Source organism: Pseudoflavonifractor intestinihominis (assembly GCF_040096055.1).
GTDB lineage: Bacteria > Bacillota > Clostridia > Oscillospirales > Oscillospiraceae > Pseudoflavonifractor > Pseudoflavonifractor intestinihominis.
This window is the reverse complement of sequence record NZ_JBBMFK010000002.1, coordinates 101,817-119,116: the sequence shown is the minus strand read 5'-3', so window position 1 is coordinate 119,116 and position 17,300 is coordinate 101,817. Positions and strand designations below refer to the sequence as shown.

Genomic DNA, 17,300 nt, shown 5'->3' with positions numbered 1-17,300 from the left:
ATATGAACGACGAAGTTTTGAAGCGACTCTATCAGGTGGTGCTGGACCGGAGGGCCAACCCCCAGGAGGGGTCCTACACCTGCTATCTCTTTGACAAGGGCGTGGACAAGATCCTCAAGAAGGTGGGGGAGGAGTGCGCCGAGACCATCATTGCCGCCAAGAACGGCGTGCAGGAGGACACGGTGAACGAGTGCTCCGACCTGCTCTACCACCTGATGGTCCTGCTGGCCGCCCAGAATATCCCGCTGGACGCGGTGCTCTCCGAGCTGGACCGCCGCAGCGCCAAGATCGGCAATCTGAAGCAGATGCGGGTCACCGACCACAACACCTGAATATAAAAAGGCCATATCCGATAGACAGCGGATATGGCCTTTTGTTTGGATCTGTAGTATACTGTTGCCAGACATAAGTTCTGCCGCAAGGAGGAATTGGAAAATGAATGCATTTACCTATCATGTGCCCACGAAGGTCATTTTCGGTGAGAATACGGAGGCCCAGGCCGGGCAGGCGGTCCGGGACGCCAGGGGCAGCAATGTGCTGGTCATCTACGGCGGCGGCAGCGCGGTGCGCAGCGGCCTGCTGGACCGGGTCACCGCCTCGCTGGAGGCGGCCGGACTGCCCTGGCAGGCGGTAGGCGGCGTGCAGCCCAATCCCCACCTGGGGCTGGCCCAGGAGACGGTGGACAAGTTCCAGGGCAAGGGCATCGACTTTGTACTGGCGGTGGGCGGCGGCAGCGTGATCGACACAGCCAAGGCGGTGGCCCACGGCCTGGCCCGGCCCGAGGTGCCCATCTGGGACTATTACAGCGGCAAGGCCAAGGTGACGGCCTCCCTGAAAAAGGGCTCCGTCCTCACCATTGCGGCGGCTGGCAGCGAGACGTCGGACTCCGCTGTGCTCACCAACGAAGAAAACGGCCAGAAGAAGGGTATCAACACCCCCTTCAACCAGCCGGATTTTGCCATCATGAACCCCGCCCTCACCTGTACGCTGCCGCCCGAGCAGACGGCCTGCGGCGTGGCCGACATCATGATGCACACCATGGATCGGTATTTCAGCGTCCAGACCGACAACGCCCTCACCGACGGCATTGCCGAGGCGCTGCTCCGCACGGTGATCGAGTACGGCCGGGCGGCCATGGACGACCCCAATGACCTGAAGGCCCGGTCTGAGATCATGTGGTGCGGCAGCCTGTCCCACAACGGCCTCACCGGTCTGGGCCAGCCCAAGGACTTCTCCACCCACGCCCTGGGCCATGAGCTCTCCGGCATGTTCGACCTGCCCCACGGGGCCAGCCTGACCGTCATGTGGCCCGCCTGGGCTCGGTATGTGTACCGGGATGCCCCCGGCCGCTTCGCCCGCTTTGGCCGGAACGTCTGGGGCATCCAGGAGGAGGACGAGGAGCGGGCTGCTCTGGCGGCCATCCGGGCCACAGAGCGGTACTTCTGCGATGTGCTGAAGCTGCCCATCTCCTTCAAAGAGGCCGTGGGGATACAGGGTGAGTCAGTCCTCCGGGACCTGGCGCTGCGGGCCACCTACTACGGCGGCCGCAGGGTGGGACAGCTCCACCCCATGGAGAAGGACGAGCTCTATCTGGTCTATCAGCTGGCCAACCACTAAAAAAATGCAGCGGCGCCCACCGGGCGCCGCTGCGGTTTGACGGTCAGCCCTTCCAGAAGCTGACCTTGCTGGGGTCGTACTGGTCCACTCTGGGCCGCTCCTCGGCGGGCCAGCCCAGAGCCACGATGCCCACGGGGAGCACCGTGCCGTCCAGCCGGAAGTAGCGGGTGAAGCCCTCGATCCGCTCCGGCTTGGGGGCCACCGCGCACCAGCAGGCGCCCAGCCCCTGGTGGACCGCCTCCACCAGCAGGTTCTCGATGGCGGCGGCACAGTTGACGTAGAGATACCCCTCGTCCGATTCGGCGGTGCGGTCGCCCAGCACCAGCACGGCGGCCTGGGCCTGACGCATCATGCCCGTGTAGGGCTGGAGGGAGGGCATGTCGTCCAGGGTCTTCCGGTCGGTGATGACCAGGAACCGCCAGCTCTGCGTATTGCGGGCGGAGGGAGCGTTCATGGCGGCGTGCAGCAGCTCGGTGATGACCTCCTTCGGGATGGGGCGGTCGGTGTAACGGCGGATGCTGCGGCGGTCGAACAGTTCTTTCAGCATAGGGTGTTCCTCCTTTGAGTGTGCGGATAATAAAACCGCAGTAGGCAGGTATCTATTCTAGCATAAGTAAGGGAAAATAGAAAGCCGGACCGGGCACGGCAGGCGGATTCCGTGAAAAAAATTGACAAGTGCACGGCGCTGCGGTAAACTATAAAAATAAGCGTGAAACCCCGTTTGACGGGAAACAGCCAACCAAAACAGAGTGAGTGTGATAAGACAATGAGAAAGCAGAAGGTATCCAGCGCAGTGATCCGGCGGCTCCCTCGGTATTACCGCCATCTGAACGATCTCTTTCAAGCCGGTACCGTTCGAATCTCCTCCAACGCCCTGGGGAGCTCCATGGGCCTGACCGCCTCCCAGATCCGGCAGGACCTGTCCTGCTTCGGCGAGTTCGGCCAGCAGGGGTATGGATATAACGTAGAGAAGCTGCGGGGAGAGATCTCCGATATTCTGGGCATGAACCGCTCCCATACGGCGGTGATCCTGGGCGCCGGCAACCTGGGTCGGGCGCTGATCGAGAACTTCCACTTTGAGAAGAACGGCTTCCAGCTGACGGCGGCCTTTGATGTCAATCCCGCCATTGTGGGCAGTACCATCGGCGCTGTGACCATCCGCCACGCGGATACCCTGGAGGAGTATCTGGCGGAGCACCCCACCAGCGTGGGCGTGCTCACCGTCCCCGGCCGTGTGGCCAACGACCTGGCGGAGCGGCTGGTGGCCGCCGGCGTAAAGGGCATCTGGAACTTCACCAACATCGAGCTGAACCTGGCCGAGGGGGACAATGTGATCATTGAGGATGTGCACTTTGCCGACAGCCTGTTGGCCCTGAGCTATATGATCTCCGACGCGGACGACGCCCGGGAGTAAGGAATGAGACGAATTGCGGCAGCCCTGCTGGCCATGCTTCTGCTGGCCGGCTGTGTGGCGGCGGTGGCGGCGGGCGGCAGCTCGTCCGACCCGCTGCTGACCCAGTCCTATATTACCAATACCTATATCCCCGAAACGGTGGCGCAGGCGGACAAGGAGATCCAGTCCGGGCTGGGGAAAGTCTATGATGACGCGCTGGACGAGCTCAAGGCTCAGGCGGAGCTGTACCAGGCCCGGGCCAATGCGCTGGCGGGAGAGGGGGGCGGGTACGCCGCCTCCTTTACCGAGCAGCGCTTCAAGCACGGGGACGTCATCACCCTGGACACCGGCTCCAGCGGCATGCTGCTGGCCGGGTCGGCCACCATCTCCTACGCCTCAGGCGGCGGCGTGGTGGACATGACCACCGCCGCTGATGTGGCCTCCGGTGCGGCTATGACGGCGCAGCACCGCTATCTGGCCGCGGAGAACACCCTCTGCCAGCTGACTGTCACATCCGACACTGCCGTGCTGGCGCCCCAGGGGTTCTACTCCGTGGTAAAGAGCGACGCCACGGATTACAACGAACTGGCCAATGCCCTGAAGGAGATGGGGCTGTTCAAGGGCGGCGACACGGCCTACGGCGACGGGCTGATGCTGGAGAACGCCCCCACCCGCATCGAGGGCCTGATCATGTTTCTCCGCCTGCTGGGTGAGGAACAGGCGGCCCTGGCCACAACGGAGCCCTGTCCCTTTGTGGACGTGCCCGCGTGGTGCCAGAGCTACGTGACCTATGCCTACGCCAAGGGGTACACCAAGGGCGTGGGCGCGGACAGCGAGGAGCTGTACTTTGCCCCCTATGTCACCATCACCTCCGGTGAGTACATGACCTTTGTGCTCCGGGCGCTGGGCTATCAGGACAGCGGCAGCAACCCGGATTTCCAGTGGGATTCGGCGCTGCTGCGCAGCCTGGAGCTGGGGTGCATCACCGACGGGGAGTACAAGCTGCTGGTGGAGGAGCCCTTCCTCCGGGCCCAGGTGGCCTATGTGTCCTATTACGCGCTGGACGCCAAAATGAAGTCCGGCGGGACCCTGCTCAGCCATCTCGCTTCTGCGGGGACCCTGGACTCCGCCAAGGTCAAGAAGGTACAGGCCGGCGTGGTCACGGAGCGAATTGCATAAGCACAGCCCCCGGCGGCAGCCGGGGGCTTTCTCTTTGCCTGTGTGGGGCGGGCGGGATGCCGCACCAATCGGAGGGCGGGGCATAGTATGAAGTGAGGCCGCGCAGGAGAAGCCGCCAGGGCAGGCTCCGGCAGCCGGTCTCCATTTCATTTCAGGAGGTACTTCATTATGGGGTGCTGCAATAACGGTTCCGGCTGGGGTGGCGGCTGCGGCTGCCTGTGGATCATCATCCTCATCATCATCCTGTGCTGCTGCTGCGGCGGCGGGAACTGGGGCGGCTGCGGTTGCGGCTGCAACAACAACGGCTGCGGCAATAACTGCGGCTGCTGAGAGAGCAGGCTGAACATAAGAACAGAGGGCCGGGCGCGGTAGCGCCCGGCCCTCTGTCATGAGAGCGGGGGAAGAAGGGGGACTCAGCCGCCCAGCTGGGCGATGCCCTTGCGGATGCGGGCGAGGGCCTCGTCCCGGCCCAGGATGTGGCACAGCTCCACCGCGCCGCCGGGGGTGACGGCCTTGCCGGACAGGGCGGTGCGCACCGGCCACATGATCCGGCCGTTCTTCAGCTCTAGCTTTTCCGCCAGGCCGATGAGGGCGTCATGGATGGCGTCGTAGGTCCAGTCGCTCAGGCCCTCCAGCACGGGGAGCACCTGCTTGAGGGCCTCCAGGGAGTTTTCCTCGTTGGTCTTCATCTTCTTGTGGCAGTAGAGCTCGTTGGAGTACTCGGGCAGGACGTCGAAGAAGTCCACCTGGGGGGCGATGTCCAGCAGGGTGTCGCACCGGGGCTGGACCAGGGGGGCGATGAGCTTCAGGTCGATGCCGGGGGTCTTGACGGCCTCCCGGAGATAGGGCTCGGCCAGGGCATAGAAGTCCTCGGGGGAGAGCTCGCGCAGGTACTTGGCGTTAAAGTAGCGCAGCTTCTCGATGTCGAAGATGGCGGGGGACTTGGAGATGCCGCCGATGTCGAACACCTGAGAGAGCTCCTCCAGGGAGAAGAACTCCTGCTCGCTGTACTCGCCCCGGGGGGACCAGCCCAGCAGGGTGACGTAGTTGACCACGGCCTGGGACAGGAAGCCCTGGGCGATCAGGTCCTGGTAGGAGGGGTCGCCGTGGCGCTTGCTCATCTTGTTGTGGGCGTCCCGCATGACGGGGGAGCAGTGGATATAGGTGGGCACCTCCCAGCCGAAGGCCTGATAGAGCAGGTTGTACTTGGGGGCGGAGGAGAGGTACTCGCTGCCCCGGACCACGTGGGTGATGCCCATCAGGTGGTCGTCGATGACGTTGGCGAAGTTGTAGGTGGGCAGGCCGTCGGACTTGATGAGCACCTGGTCGTCCAGGGTGTCGTTGTCCACGGTGATGTCGCCGAACACGGCGTCGGAGAAGGTGGTGGTGCCGCCGGCGGGGATCTTCTGGCGGATCACGTAGGACGCGCCGGCGGCGATCCGGGCCCTGGCCTCCTCCAGGCTCAGGGAGCGGCAGGGGTCGGCGGCGCGGTCAAAGTTGCCACTGTCCTCCTCGCTCTCAGTCTTCTCGCAGAAGCAGTAGTAGGCGTGGCCCCGCTCCACCAGCAGCTCGGCGTACTTGCCGTAGGTGTCCCGGCGCTCGGTCTGGACATAGGGAGCCACGGGGCCGCCGATATCGGGGCCCTCGTCCCAGGTCAGGCCGCACTCCCGGAGGGTCTTGTAGATCACCTCGGTGGCGCCCTCCACCAGGCGCTCCTGGTCGGTGTCCTCGATGCGGAGGATAAAGGTGCCGCCCTGATGGCGGGCGATGAGCCAGGTGTAGAGTGCGGTGCGCAGATTGCCGATGTGCATATAGCCGGTGGGGGAGGGGGCGAAGCGGGTACGGACCTTGCCCTTGGGGATGCGGGCCTCCATGTCGTCAAACCATTTCATATCCATGGTCATGCCTCCAGTGGTAATAATTGTGAGAATCACGCCGACAGGCGGAAGTTCTTCTGATCTTTACCATTCTAAAGGTAAGGGTATAACTTGTCAAGCGGTACGCCGTGTGGTATGATAAACTGGTATGTAAATATGCGCCCCGAAAGAAGGAAATCGCCTTCGGAGGCACAGTCGAGGTGTAAAACAGAAATGGAAACGACAAAGAAAGTAATGCTCTCCGGCATCCAGCCCAGCGGCGACCTGCATCTGGGCAACTACCTTGGCGCCATCAAGAACTGGGGCGCCCGGGCGGACGAGTTTGACTGCTACTATTTTATGGCGGACATGCACACCATCACCGTCCGCCAGACCCCTGCCGACCTGCGCCGCCGGACCCTGGAGCAGCTGGCCCAGTACATCGCCTGCGGCCTGGACCCGGAGCGGAACACCCTGTTCGTCCAGTCCCACATCCACCAGCACGCGGAGCTGTCCTGGGTGCTGTCCTGCTACACCATGTTCGGCGAGCTCTCCCGCATGACCCAGTTCAAGGACAAGTCCGCCAAGCACGCCGACAACATCAACGCCGGCCTGTTCACCTACCCCTGCCTGATGGCGGCGGACATCCTGCTCTACCAGCCCGACTATGTGCCGGTGGGCGAGGACCAGAAGCAGCATGTGGAGCTGACCCGCAACATTGCCCAGCGGTTCAACCACATCTACGGCGACGTGCTCAAGATGCCCGAGCCCTATATCCCCAAGATGGGCGCCCGGATCATGAGCCTGAACCAGCCCGACACCAAGATGAGCAAGTCCATCCCCGAGGGCTGCGTGTTCCTCATGGAGAAGCCTGAGGACATCATGCGCAAGTTCAAGCGGGCCATCACCGACAGCGACACCGAGCACTGCATCCGGTATGACCGGGAGAACAAGCCCGGCGTGTCCAACCTGATGAACATCTACTCCGCCGTCACCGGCAAGACCTTTGAAGAGATCGAGGCCGAGTTCGAGGGCAAGGGGTATGGCGCCTTCAAGCCCGTGGTGGGCGAGGCCGTGGTGGAGATGCTCCGTCCCATCCAGGAGGAGACCCACCGGCTGCTCTCCGATAAGGCGTACCTGGAGAGCGTGTACCGCGCCGGTGCGGAGAAGGCCTCCTATGTGGCGGAGAAGACCCTGCGCAAGGTCTATAAAAAGGTGGGCTTCCTGCAGCGCTGAGCGCAGCAGGGGATTCCGTCTAAAGGAGAAGTACCATGAATGTAGAACTTCGTGAGATCGGCATGGTGGCGGCGGCCCTGGGCGTGGCGCTGATCGTGGCGCTCATTCTGACCCCAGTGGTCAAGTCCCTGGCCCAGAAAGTGGGCGCCATGGACGTGCCCAAGGACAGCCGCCGGATGCACGATCACCCCATTCCCCGCATGGGCGGCCTGGCCATCTTTTTCGGCTTTATCGTCAGCACGCTGTTTTTCGTGGAGATGACGCCCCAGATCCGGGGCATGCTCCTAGGCGCCGTGATCATCGTGGTGCTGGGTATCTTTGACGATATCTACGCGCTGAAGGCGTCCTTCAAATTTGTGATCCAGATCATCGCCGCCCTGGTGGCGGTCATGTCGGGCAATATAATCGACACGATCTCCAATCCCAACGTGTTCTCCGCCAACCTGTACTGGGATCTGGGCTGGCTGGCCTATCCTGTCACTGTCATCTGGATCGTGGCCATCACCAACGCCGTCAACCTGATCGACGGCCTGGACGGCCTGGCCTGCGGCGTGTCCACCATCAGCTCCATGACGCTGCTGGTCATCGCCATGTCGGTGGGGGAGATCCCCATCGCCCTGATGGTGGCGGCCCTGTGCGGCGGCTGCCTGGGCTTCCTGCCCTACAACCTGAACCCCGCCAAGATCTTCATGGGCGACACGGGCTCCACGTTCCTGGGCTTTGTGCTGGCGGTGATCTCGGTGCAGGGCCTCTTCAAGCTGTACACCATCATCTCCTTTGTGGTGCCCTTCCTCATGCTGGGCCTGCCCATCTTTGACACCTGCTTTGCCTTTATCCGCCGCATCGCCCACGGCCAGAGCCCCATGCACGCCGACCGGAGCCATGTGCACCACCGGCTCATCGACATGGGCTTCTCCCAGAAGCAGGCGGTGGCCGTGCTCTACATTATCAGCGCCATCCTGGGCCTGTCCGCCGTGGTGCTGACCACCGAGGGCCCTGTCAAGGCCATGCTGCTGCTGATGGCACTGTGCGCCGCCGGAGCGGTGGCCGGACAGATTTTCCTTCACAACAACAAGAAGAACCGGACCAACCCGCCCCAGAATCCGGCGGAGTCTGAGGCCGGTACCGGGGAGGAGGAGAAGAAATGAAGCCCATCCGTGTCATGACCATTTTCGGCACCCGGCCCGAGGCCATCAAGATGGCCCCCCTGGTGCAGGAGCTCAGCCGCCGGGAGGGGATCGAGTCCCTGTGCTGTGTCACCGCCCAGCACCGGCAGATGCTGGACTCGGTGCTGGAGATTTTCCGTCTGAAGCCGGACTATGACCTGAACATCATGGAGCCCCGTCAGACCCTGTCCACCATCACCACCAAGTGCCTCCTGGGGCTGGAGGGGGTGTTCCAGACCGCCAAGCCCGACCTTGTGCTGGTCCACGGAGACACCTCCACCACCTTTGCCGGCGCCCTGGCCGCCTTTTACCACCAGATCATGGTGGGACACGTGGAGGCCGGTCTCCGTACCTGGGACAAGTACTCCCCCTACCCGGAGGAGATGAACCGCACCCTGGTGGGGGACATTGCCGACCTCCACTTCTGCCCCACGCCCGCCAACCGGGCCAACCTGGCCGGTGAGGGGATCAAAAACGGGGTGTTCATCACCGGCAATACCGTCATTGACGCCCTCCAGACAACGGTTGTAAAGGATTATCACTTTGCAACTGATCTGCTCAACCACCTGGACTATGAGCACAAGAAGATCATCCTGGTCACCTGCCACCGCCGGGAGAACTACGGCCAGCCCATGACCAACATCATGACCGCTCTGCGCCGTGTGGCGGACGCCCACCAGGACGTGGAGTTGGTGTACCCGGTGCACCTGTCCCCCGTGGTGCGGGAGGCGGCGGCCAAGTACCTGTCCGGCCACCCCAGGATTCACCTGATCGATCCCCTGGATGTGGAGGAGATGCACAACCTGATGGCCCGGTGCTATCTGGTCATGACCGACTCCGGCGGACTGCAGGAGGAGGCGCCCGCTCTGGGCCGCCCGGTGCTTGTCCTGCGCCGGGAGACCGAGCGGCCCGAGGCCGTGGAGGCGGGCACTGTAAAGATCGCGGGTACGGAGGAGGAGGATGTGTACCAGATGGCCCACACCCTGCTGACCGATGCCGCGGCCTACGGTGAGATGGCCCATGCGGTCAACCCCTACGGCGACGGCCAGGCCTGCCGCCGGATCGCCGACGCCATTGAGTGGAAATTCGGCCTGCGGGCGCAGCCTCCGGAGGAGTTCAACACCCTGGGCCGGTAAGAGAGAAGACAGCAGACCCGGTAAGGAGGTGGGGGCGTGGAAGGGAGAAACCGGACCATTTTTGTGGTGCTCATCGCCATTGTGATCGTGGCGGCGGTGTTTTCCAGCTTTGGCCTCAATCTGTTCACCCCGGACGCCCCTGAGATCACCCTTCCCGTGGTCACCGATCCAGCGGAGGACGAGGACAGCCAGGGCGGCCAGCCCGCGGACACAGACCGGTACGTCCGGGTGGAAGTGACGCCGGAGACAGTGCAGAATGTGATCCGCACCATGGTGCCCCTCCAGCCTGAGAGCTATTTCAGGACCATTACCGTGGAGACATCCCTGGGGAACGGGACCATGGGGGCCACGGTCAACCGGGTCTGGCAGGATGCCGGCTGGACCCAGGTGGAGTCCGCCTGGCCCAGCGGGACCGTGGAGCACACCATTGCGGGAGACGGGACTGTCTACCGCTGGTACGGCGGCGACGGCACCTGGACCCAGTGGAACCAGGGAGAGCGGGACATCAACATGGCCCAGCGGATTCCCACCTATGAGGACGTGTTGGCGCTGAGTGTAAAGTCGATTACCTCCACAGGGTATGAGAAGCGCAGCGGCGAGTCCTGCGTCTATGTAGAGACGGCGGAAAACGAGCTGGGCAACCGGGAGCGCTACTGGGTGTCCGTGTCCAACGGCCTGCTGGTGGGCGCGGAGACCTGGTGCGGCGACGAGCTGGTGATGCGCATGTCCTCGGAGCCGGTGGAGATGCCCGCGCCGTCGGGCACGGCCTTTGCCCTCCCTGACGGCAGCGTGCTCCACACCGTGGAGGGGTAGGGCTCAGTCCAGCCCCAACAGCAGCAGCAGGCCCAGGGTGATCATCAGCTCCACATCGTCCCCCTCCATGAAGAGGAAGAGGAGGATGAGCAGAAGGAGCACGTCTCCGCTGTCCAGCTGGTCCAGCTTGAGGCTCTTGAGCAGACTGGCGAGTGCCCCCGCGCCCTTTTCAGCCTCGGGCGGATGAGGATCTCCAGGAGGAGCGGACGCCAGAGGGCCCGGCGGCTCAGCATGGCGGACCGGGGGCGCGTCCTCTTCCGTGATCCGTGTGTAGCCGCCGGCGCCTGGGATGTACCGGTTATACATCCGCTTCGCCCCCCTCCTTCTTGAAGACCTGGAAGGCGACCCGGATGACCCGGGAGAGCTTGGCGATCTGGATGGCCTTCTCCATTTTGGCCTGGCGTTCCTCCTTCAGGAAGGGCTTCAGGGCGCTGAGCAGAGCGGTGCGCCGGTCGTCTTCGGCGCTGTATGCGGAGAAGAGCTGGAGGGCGATCTGGATCACCTTCGGGTCCAGACTGCCCAGGAGCGAGAGGGGATTGTCCCCGCTATCTGAGGCCTGGCCTGTCAGGCCGGCGAGAAGGGCGGCCACAGCGTCCGAATCCGGCTGACCGCCGCTTTTTTCACCCGATCCGACGGGGGAATCATGTTCCGTCTCCCGGTCTTCGCGGTCGCCGCTCTGCGCCTCGGAACCGGCGGTATCCCCGGCGTCCGACAGGGACCGGGCAATGGACATGATCTGACCCATGGCCTCTTGATTGCCCAAAATCGCATTCAGTTTTTCCTCCAGATCGGCCATGGTCCACCCTCCGTTCCCCGGGAAATCCGGCGGCTGTTCGGATTATTTTTTCGGAAGGGACCCGCTGATGCGCCCCACCACGTCAGCGCCCTCCTTGCTCTGCATCAGGCGCTCCACAATGCCGGTGAGGGCCTTGGCGTCTCCCTTCATGGCGGCGTCCGCGGCGCTTTTGAGGCCGCTGCCCGCCTGGCGGTTGAGCATTTCCATGAGGGCCTTGGTGTCCGGAGAGCGCATGATGCGGGCCAGCGCCTCCTTGTTCCTGAGCAGAGAGGCGGTCTCCGGGGATTTCATCAGGTCATCCAGGTTGGATTTGGGTGCTGCCATGGCGTATCCCTCCAATAAACATTGTATGTATGCAGTCCATTGAACTTCACTCTCATTCTATGCCCGACAGGGGAGATGGTGCATTGATGAAGCTGCTGGTTTTTTCTGATTCCCACGGAAACGTGGAACATATGCGCAAGGCGGTGGAGCAGGAACGGCCGGATCAGATCCTCCATCTGGGGGATGTGATGCGGGACGCGGTGGAGCTGTCCATGGCCTACCGGAATATCCCGCTGGAGCTGGTGCCCGGCAACTGCGACTACGCCACAGACGTGCCGGCGCAGAAGATCCTGTTTTTTGAGGGCCGCCGTATCCTCATGACCCACGGCCACACCTACCATGTGAAGCTGGGGATGGGGCTGGCGGTCAAGGCGGCCCGGGAGGCCCAGGTGGACATCCTCCTCTTCGGCCACACCCATGAGGCCTTCTGCCAGCAGCAGGACGGCCTGTGGATCATGAACCCGGGCACCATCCGGGGCGGGCTGGTGCCCACCTGCGGCGTCATCCGTCTGGAAGGGGAGCGCACGATCTGCGAAATCCTTGAAATTCCAAGGGGGTAAAGCTATGCTGCTTGTCATTGATGTGGGGAATACCAACATGGTGTTCGGCATTTATGAGGGGGACCGGCTGGCGGGCAGCTTCCGCCTGAAGACCGACGTGAACCGGACCTCGGATGAGATTGGACTGTTGGCGACCCAGTATTTTGAGAAGTTCGGGCTGGATACCGGCAAGGTGGAGGACGTGATGATCGCCTCGGTGGTACCGCCCGTGATGTATAGCCTGACCAGTGCCATCATCAAGTATTTCAACCGCAGGCCCCTGATCATCGACGACGGGGTGGACCCCGGCCTGCCCTATGCTGTGGGTGGAGATGAGCGGCTGGGCCCGGACCGCTCCGTGGCCTGTGTGGCCGCGCTGGAGAAGTACGGCGCGCCCCTGGTGGTGCTGGACTTCGGCACCGCCACCACGGTGGACGCGGTCAGCCGGGAGGGGGCCTACCTGGGGGGCTGCATCACCGCCGGTGTGCGCATCTCCACCGAGGCCCTGTTCCAGAAGACCGCCAGGCTTCCTAATGTAGAGCTGGCAATGCCTGACAAGGTTTTAGGCTGTACAGCTGTCAGCCAGATCCAGGCGGGGGCGGTGATGGGTTACATCGGCGCCATGGAGTACCTGATCCGCCGCACCAAGCAGGAGATGGGGTACCCGGAGGAGGAGATCAAGGTGGTGGCCACCGGCGGCCTGTCCCGGATGGTGGCGGACAACACGGATATGATCGACCTGGTGGACAAGGACCTGATCCTGGACGGCCTGCGGCTCATCTACCGGCGTTACCGGGAGGCGCAGAAATAACGAAAGCAACACGGAGGGGAGCGCGTGCTCCCCTCCGTGTCTGTTCAGAGGCTTTTCCTGATTTTCCAGATGGCGTTTTTCTCCAGCCTGGACACCTGGGCCTGGGAGATGCCGATCTCCGCCGACACCTCCATCTGGGTCTTGCCCTCAAAAAAGCGGAGGCTGAGGATGTGCCGTTCCCGGTCGGAGAGGTGGGAGATGGCCTCCTTCAGGGCGATCTGCTCCAGCCAGCTCTCGTCGGTGTTCTTGCTGTCCTTCACCTGGTCCATGACGCAGATGGCGTCGCCGCCGTCGGAGTAGACCGGCTCGTAGAGGGACACCGGGTCCATGATGGCGTCCATGGCGAAGACCACATCCTCCCGCTTCAGGTCCAGCATTTTGGCGATCTCCTCCATGGTGGGCTCCCGCTGGTGCTCGGCCATGAATTTCTCCTTGGCCTGGAGGACCTTGTAGGCGGTGTCCCGCATGGAGCGGGAGACCCGCATGGAGCTGTTGTCCCGCAGGTAGCGGCGGATCTCGCCCACGATCATAGGGACTCCGTAGGTGGAGAAGCGGACGTCCAGGTCGGTGTTGAAGTTGTCGATGGCCTTGATGAGGCCGATGCAGCCCACCTGGAAGAGGTCGTCCACGTTTTCGCCCCGGTTGCTGAACTTCTGGATGACGGACAGCACCAGCCGGAGATTGCCGGCAATCAGCTCTTCCCGGGCGGCCATGTCCCCCTCCTTGGTGCGCTTGAGCAGCGCCACGGTCTCCTCGTTTTTCAGCACCTTGAGTTTGGATGTGTTTACTCCGCAGATTTCCACCTTTCCCTGCAAGCCGATACCCCCCTGTGAATGCGCTGATTACAGTATCTCCCGGCCCGGTGGAATCATACGGGCGCTCAGGGGGGTATATTTTTTATCGTGGGACGGTTTTCCCTTGCTTTTGGCAAACGGAAGGGGACCGGATGATGACGCAGCAAAACGCCTCCTGGTACAGAGCGGGCCCTGTACCAGGAGGCGTATCTTTGTGAAGGGATAAATTACAGCAGGTTGACGGGGGACTTGAAATAGCGCCCTGCGGCGGCCAGGGTGACCGAGAAGATGCGCACGCCCACGCTGGAGATGATGACCAGCTGGGTTTCGCCCAGCGCGTCGCCCCAGTCCTCGATCTGGCAGACAGTGCCCACCATGCTGACGTTCTTGGTGCCCTCGGTGGTGCGGCAGAAGCCCTTGACCCGGTAGGTGGAGGGGGCGATCTCGTCCAGGAACTGCCGGAGGGCCTGGGGGGGAATGGCCTCCTGGGTGGAGAGGGTGATGGTGACGGGGCGGCTGCTCTCGGTGTTGGAGCTCTCCTGGGGCGCAGCCTCCTCCTGGGGACCTTCGGAGAGAATCTCCCGCAGGGAGACGTTGGCGTAGGTGGTGCGGTAGAGGGCGGCCTTGGGGTTGATCTCCCGGATGGACTGCTCCACCTTGGAGAGCTGCTCCTCCGTCACCAGGTCCGCCTTGTTGAGAATCACCGCCCGGCTGTACTCCACCTGGCGGCGGAGGGCCAGGAGCAGCTTGAGATATTTTGGAAAGTAGAGGGCGTCCACCAGACAGATGGCGCCGCAGTAGTCGTAGACCGCGCCAGAGAGGGTGGCGATCTGGTCCAGGATGGAGGAGATGCTGGAGGGGTCGGCCAGGCCGGAGGCCTCCACAAAGACGTAGTCCAGATTCCGGCCGGCCAGGTCGATGAGGGAGTCCACAAAGGAGTCCTTGATGCAGGCGCAGAAGATGGAGCCGTTGTTGAGTTCGATCATTTTGGCGCCGGGGATATCGTGGCGGATGAGGGCGCCGTCCACGCCGTTGCCGCTGAATTCGTTGACGATCAGTCCCACTTTGTCCTGGGAGAACTCCTGGAGCACATGGTTGAGAAAGGTGGTCTTGCCGGCTCCCAGAAAGCCGGTGAGAAGGACGAGCTTGCTCATATCTGTCAACCTCCGAAACCGTTAAAAGTTCATGTTCATGATGTAGGTCTCCATGAATTTGGGGTTGGTGGCCAGCTCCACGTGCTCGATGGAGGCGGGGAGGGCCTCGCAGCGGTCCATCTCCCCCTGGTCCAGCAGGCAAAGCTGCACGCCCTGGCCCGCGCCGTTTCCGATGGAGAAGATCCGGTCCCGGGGGACAGGGGGGAGCAGGCCGATCTGAAGGGCCCGGTCGATGTCGATGTAGTTGCCGAAGGCGCCCGCCAGGTAGAGGGCGTCCAGCTGGTCGGGGGAGAGGCCAGACTCCTCCAGGAGGGTCATGCAGCCGGAGAAGATGGAGCTCTTGGCCAGCTGGATCTGCCGCACGTCATGCTGGGAGAGATAGACGGGACGCTCGCCCCGGGCGAAGTAGAAGGCGGTGTTGAACTCCCCGGCCTCGCCCAGATACTTGGCCAGGGGGCTGCCGGGGTGGGAGGCCAGAAACTCGTCGGCGGGCAGAAGGCGGCCGGTCTCGTCGATGATGCCGGCCCGGCGCAGCTCGGCCACCGCGTCGATGATAGCGGAGCCGCACAGACCCAGGGGCTCCACGCCGCCGATGACCTGATAGGTGAGCTTGCCGTCCTGGAGGGAGACCCGCTCGATGGCGCCCTCCATACCCCGCATGCCGCAGGCGATGTTGCCGCCCTCCAGGGCGGGACCGCAGGCGGTGGAGGCCACTTTATAGCCCGCGCCGCTGCCCACGGCGATCTCGCCGTTGGTGCCCAGGTCCACCATCAGGCAGGGGCCTCTGTCGGTGGGAAGGGTGAGGAGCACGGCAGCGGTGTCGGCGCCCACGAAGCCGCCCAGCAGGGGGAGAAATTCCACCACGCCGCCTGCGGGCATGTCGATCCCCGCCTCGGCGCCGGAACAGCGGACGGGGCCGGCGGTGATGTTGACAAAGGGGTCCTGGGAGAGGCCATAGGGGTCAAGACCCAGGAAGAGGTGCTGCATGGTGCTGTTGCCGCAGAGGACCAGATGGTAGAGGTGGCTGCGGAAACCGGGGATCTTCTGCTCTGTCTGGTCCAGCAGCCCGTGGATGGTGTCCCGGATGTGACCGGTCAGCTCATCCAGGCCGTCCTCGCTCTGGCGGGTGTGGAGGATACGGGTGATGACGTCGGCGCCCCTGACGATCTGTCCGTTCAGTGCGGACACCGTGTGGAGCAGCGCGCCGGTGTTCAGGTCGTAGGCGTAGAGCACCACAGAGGTGGTGCCGATGTCGATGGCGCCGCCGTAGAGCAGGGAAGTGGTGTCGCCCGGTTCCACCGCCAGAGGCTTCCCGCGGTAGGACACAAAGGTGACCTGATCCACCGCGGGATCGGCCATCAGCTTGGAAAAGGTGCGCAGAAGGCTGGGAGAAGCGGGCTCCATGTAGGCGCCGCAGTGGGGAGGCAGCAGCTGGGCCTTGGTCATGCAGCGCTTGGAGAGGGCGGGAGAGAGCCTGGCGCGGTGGGCGGAGCGGCCCTCGGTCACGATGGACGCGTCCCGGGTGAGCTGGTGCTCTTCCAGGTGGACGGTCATGTCGCAGTCCACCAATGTCCGGCAGGCGAGGACAGTCTCGCTGACGCCGTTCCGCTCGATCTGGACGGCGCACTTGCCGCAGGTGCCCCGGCCGCCGCAGACCAGATCCATGGGGAAACCGGCGGCGGCACAGGCCTGGGAGATGGTCACGCCGCCCGGCGTCTCAAAGGCGGTGTTCTGGTTGGGCAGTTTGATAGAGTACATGAGTCAAAACCTCCAGTTTGATTGTCTTGATCTGTGGGCGGAATCAGAGACAGGCAGCGGGCCCTTCCGTGGAGCGGAAGAAGCAGGAGGTATTGGGACACTTACCGCAGTCGTGTTCCACAGAGATCTCCGGGTTGCTGGGGTCGGCCCCGAAGAGATAGAGCATGGACTTCTCAGGGTAGAGCATGTAGCTCTCCGTCAGTCGTACGTGGGACACGGCGGGGATATCGCGGAAGGCGGAGAGGAGGACGGACTGATATTCCAGCCCCAGCTCCTGTTCACCGGGGGAGAGGCGGCGGGTGAGATGGCAGCCTTTTTCCGCCATAGCGGCGGAGATTTGGCGGTTCATCTGGTCAGAGGCGTTGAAGAGCATCTCATTGACCAGATCGTTGAGGATGTAGCCCTCCAGAAAATCGCCCTGATCCAGCAGCTTGGCAATGGCCTTGGTGATGCCCTCCGAGCAGGTGGACAGGCAGGTGATGCGGTATTTGCACCGGTCCACTTCGGGCACGCCCAGGGGCGGCGCATCCTCCTCGACAGAGTAGCAGTGGGTCATACACAGCTGCTGCTGAGCGATCTCCTCCAGGGAGGGAAAGACGGACTGGGCATACCGGTAGGCGTTGGTATCCGGCTCGACATGAAGCCTGCGGAAAATCCGCTCCCGGTCATATTTGGGCGTAATATCAGCGAAGTAAACCATGAAAGGTCATCCTTTCCTCGTGTCCGAA

20 protein-coding genes are annotated in these 17,300 nt (G+C 63.2%); 11 read left to right on the top strand and 9 right to left on the bottom strand.

Features of this window, described 5'->3' with window-relative positions; genetic code table 11:
- Positions 1 to 2: 2 nt before the first annotated feature.
- Both hisE and WMO64_RS01910 read left to right on the top strand, forming a co-directional pair.
- A complete protein-coding gene (gene hisE, locus WMO64_RS01915) occupies positions 3 to 332 on the top strand; it encodes a phosphoribosyl-ATP diphosphatase (RefSeq protein WP_294519969.1) in 330 nt (109 codons plus the stop codon).
- Between the two features lie 103 nt (positions 333 to 435).
- Positions 436 to 1,617, top strand: coding sequence for an iron-containing alcohol dehydrogenase (locus WMO64_RS01910; protein ID WP_349230823.1), 1,182 nt, complete (start codon positions 436 to 438; stop codon positions 1,615 to 1,617).
- 43 nt (positions 1,618 to 1,660) lie between these two features.
- On the opposite strand, the gene WMO64_RS01905 is transcribed toward WMO64_RS01910, so the two are convergent.
- Complete coding sequence (locus tag WMO64_RS01905; RefSeq protein WP_294519963.1) at positions 1,661 to 2,164, bottom strand: nitroreductase family protein; 504 nt, start codon at positions 2,162 to 2,164, stop codon at positions 1,661 to 1,663.
- Positions 2,165 to 2,383: 219 nt separating this feature from the next.
- Between WMO64_RS01905 and WMO64_RS01900 the strand changes: the two genes are divergently transcribed.
- The 3 genes from WMO64_RS01900 (at position 2,384) to WMO64_RS01890 (ending at position 4,519) form a co-directional block, all read left to right on the top strand.
- Positions 2,384 to 3,031, top strand: coding sequence for a redox-sensing transcriptional repressor Rex (locus tag WMO64_RS01900; protein WP_294519960.1), 648 nt, complete (start codon positions 2,384 to 2,386; stop codon positions 3,029 to 3,031).
- A 3-nt stretch (positions 3,032 to 3,034) separates the two neighbouring features.
- Positions 3,035 to 4,189, top strand: coding sequence for a hypothetical protein (locus tag WMO64_RS01895; protein WP_294519957.1), 1,155 nt, complete (start codon positions 3,035 to 3,037; stop codon positions 4,187 to 4,189).
- 168 nt (positions 4,190 to 4,357) lie between these two features.
- Entirely contained in the window at positions 4,358 to 4,519 is a 162-nt protein-coding gene (locus WMO64_RS01890) for a hypothetical protein (protein WP_294519954.1), read from the top strand.
- An 83-nt stretch (positions 4,520 to 4,602) separates the two neighbouring features.
- On the opposite strand, the gene gltX is transcribed toward WMO64_RS01890, so the two are convergent.
- The gene (gene gltX, locus WMO64_RS01885; RefSeq protein ID WP_349230822.1) at positions 4,603 to 6,087 is read right to left on the bottom strand and encodes a glutamate--tRNA ligase; all 1,485 of its coding nucleotides are present in this window, start codon (positions 6,085 to 6,087) and stop codon (positions 4,603 to 4,605) included.
- Between the two features lie 192 nt (positions 6,088 to 6,279).
- Between gltX and trpS the strand changes: the two genes are divergently transcribed.
- Genes trpS through WMO64_RS01865 form a run of 4 tightly spaced genes read left to right on the top strand, consistent with a single transcriptional unit; the run spans position 6,280 to position 10,396 of the window.
- The gene (gene trpS, locus WMO64_RS01880) at positions 6,280 to 7,281 is read left to right on the top strand and encodes a tryptophan--tRNA ligase (protein WP_294519948.1); all 1,002 of its coding nucleotides are present in this window, start codon (positions 6,280 to 6,282) and stop codon (positions 7,279 to 7,281) included.
- Between the two features lie 35 nt (positions 7,282 to 7,316).
- The gene (locus WMO64_RS01875) at positions 7,317 to 8,429 is read left to right on the top strand and encodes an MraY family glycosyltransferase (protein ID WP_294519943.1); all 1,113 of its coding nucleotides are present in this window, start codon (positions 7,317 to 7,319) and stop codon (positions 8,427 to 8,429) included.
- Positions 8,426 to 9,583: a non-hydrolyzing UDP-N-acetylglucosamine 2-epimerase gene (gene wecB / locus WMO64_RS01870; protein WP_349230821.1), complete on the top strand. Its 1,158-nt coding sequence runs from the start codon at positions 8,426 to 8,428 to the stop codon at positions 9,581 to 9,583. The genes WMO64_RS01875 and wecB overlap by 4 nt, the downstream gene beginning before the upstream one ends.
- 36 nt (positions 9,584 to 9,619) lie before the next feature.
- On the top strand, positions 9,620 to 10,396 hold the full coding sequence (locus WMO64_RS01865; protein WP_349230820.1) for a hypothetical protein: 777 nt from the start codon (positions 9,620 to 9,622) through the stop codon (positions 10,394 to 10,396).
- Positions 10,397 to 10,399: 3 nt separating this feature from the next.
- Here the strand turns inward: WMO64_RS01865 and WMO64_RS01860 are convergent, their stop codons facing one another.
- From WMO64_RS01860 to WMO64_RS01850, 3 genes are read right to left on the bottom strand one after another with little or no spacing between them, the layout of a single operon-like run.
- Positions 10,400 to 10,702 carry a hypothetical protein gene (locus WMO64_RS01860; protein ID WP_294519934.1) on the bottom strand — a complete coding sequence of 101 codons (303 nt, stop codon included), beginning with the start codon at positions 10,700 to 10,702 and terminating at the stop codon, positions 10,400 to 10,402.
- Positions 10,695 to 11,192, bottom strand: coding sequence for a hypothetical protein (locus WMO64_RS01855; RefSeq protein ID WP_349230819.1), 498 nt, complete (start codon positions 11,190 to 11,192; stop codon positions 10,695 to 10,697). The genes WMO64_RS01860 and WMO64_RS01855 overlap by 8 nt, the downstream gene beginning before the upstream one ends.
- Positions 11,193 to 11,234: 42 nt before the next feature.
- The gene (locus WMO64_RS01850) at positions 11,235 to 11,516 is read right to left on the bottom strand and encodes a hypothetical protein (protein ID WP_294519928.1); all 282 of its coding nucleotides are present in this window, start codon (positions 11,514 to 11,516) and stop codon (positions 11,235 to 11,237) included.
- Between the two features lie 86 nt (positions 11,517 to 11,602).
- Between WMO64_RS01850 and WMO64_RS01845 the strand changes: the two genes are divergently transcribed.
- The gene (locus WMO64_RS01845; protein WP_294519926.1) at positions 11,603 to 12,076 is read left to right on the top strand and encodes a metallophosphoesterase family protein; all 474 of its coding nucleotides are present in this window, start codon (positions 11,603 to 11,605) and stop codon (positions 12,074 to 12,076) included.
- Positions 12,077 to 12,080: 4 nt separating this feature from the next.
- Entirely contained in the window at positions 12,081 to 12,866 is a 786-nt protein-coding gene (locus tag WMO64_RS01840; RefSeq protein WP_294519923.1) for a type III pantothenate kinase, read from the top strand.
- Between the two features lie 44 nt (positions 12,867 to 12,910).
- Here WMO64_RS01840 and sigG read toward each other — a convergent pair whose 3' ends face one another.
- From sigG to WMO64_RS01820, 4 genes are all read right to left on the bottom strand, one after another.
- The gene (gene sigG, locus WMO64_RS01835) at positions 12,911 to 13,681 is read right to left on the bottom strand and encodes an RNA polymerase sporulation sigma factor SigG (RefSeq protein WP_294519919.1); all 771 of its coding nucleotides are present in this window, start codon (positions 13,679 to 13,681) and stop codon (positions 12,911 to 12,913) included.
- 206 nt (positions 13,682 to 13,887) lie between these two features.
- Entirely contained in the window at positions 13,888 to 14,814 is a 927-nt protein-coding gene (locus WMO64_RS01830) for a CobW family GTP-binding protein (protein ID WP_349230818.1), read from the bottom strand.
- Positions 14,815 to 14,835: 21 nt separating this feature from the next.
- Positions 14,836 to 16,572 (bottom strand): ASKHA domain-containing protein, encoded by a 1,737-nt coding sequence (locus WMO64_RS01825; RefSeq protein ID WP_349230817.1) that lies wholly within the window; start codon positions 16,570 to 16,572, stop codon positions 14,836 to 14,838.
- Between the two features lie 43 nt (positions 16,573 to 16,615).
- Positions 16,616 to 17,272 (bottom strand): hypothetical protein, encoded by a 657-nt coding sequence (locus WMO64_RS01820; RefSeq protein ID WP_349230816.1) that lies wholly within the window; start codon positions 17,270 to 17,272, stop codon positions 16,616 to 16,618.
- Between the last annotated feature and the right edge of the window lie 28 nt (positions 17,273 to 17,300).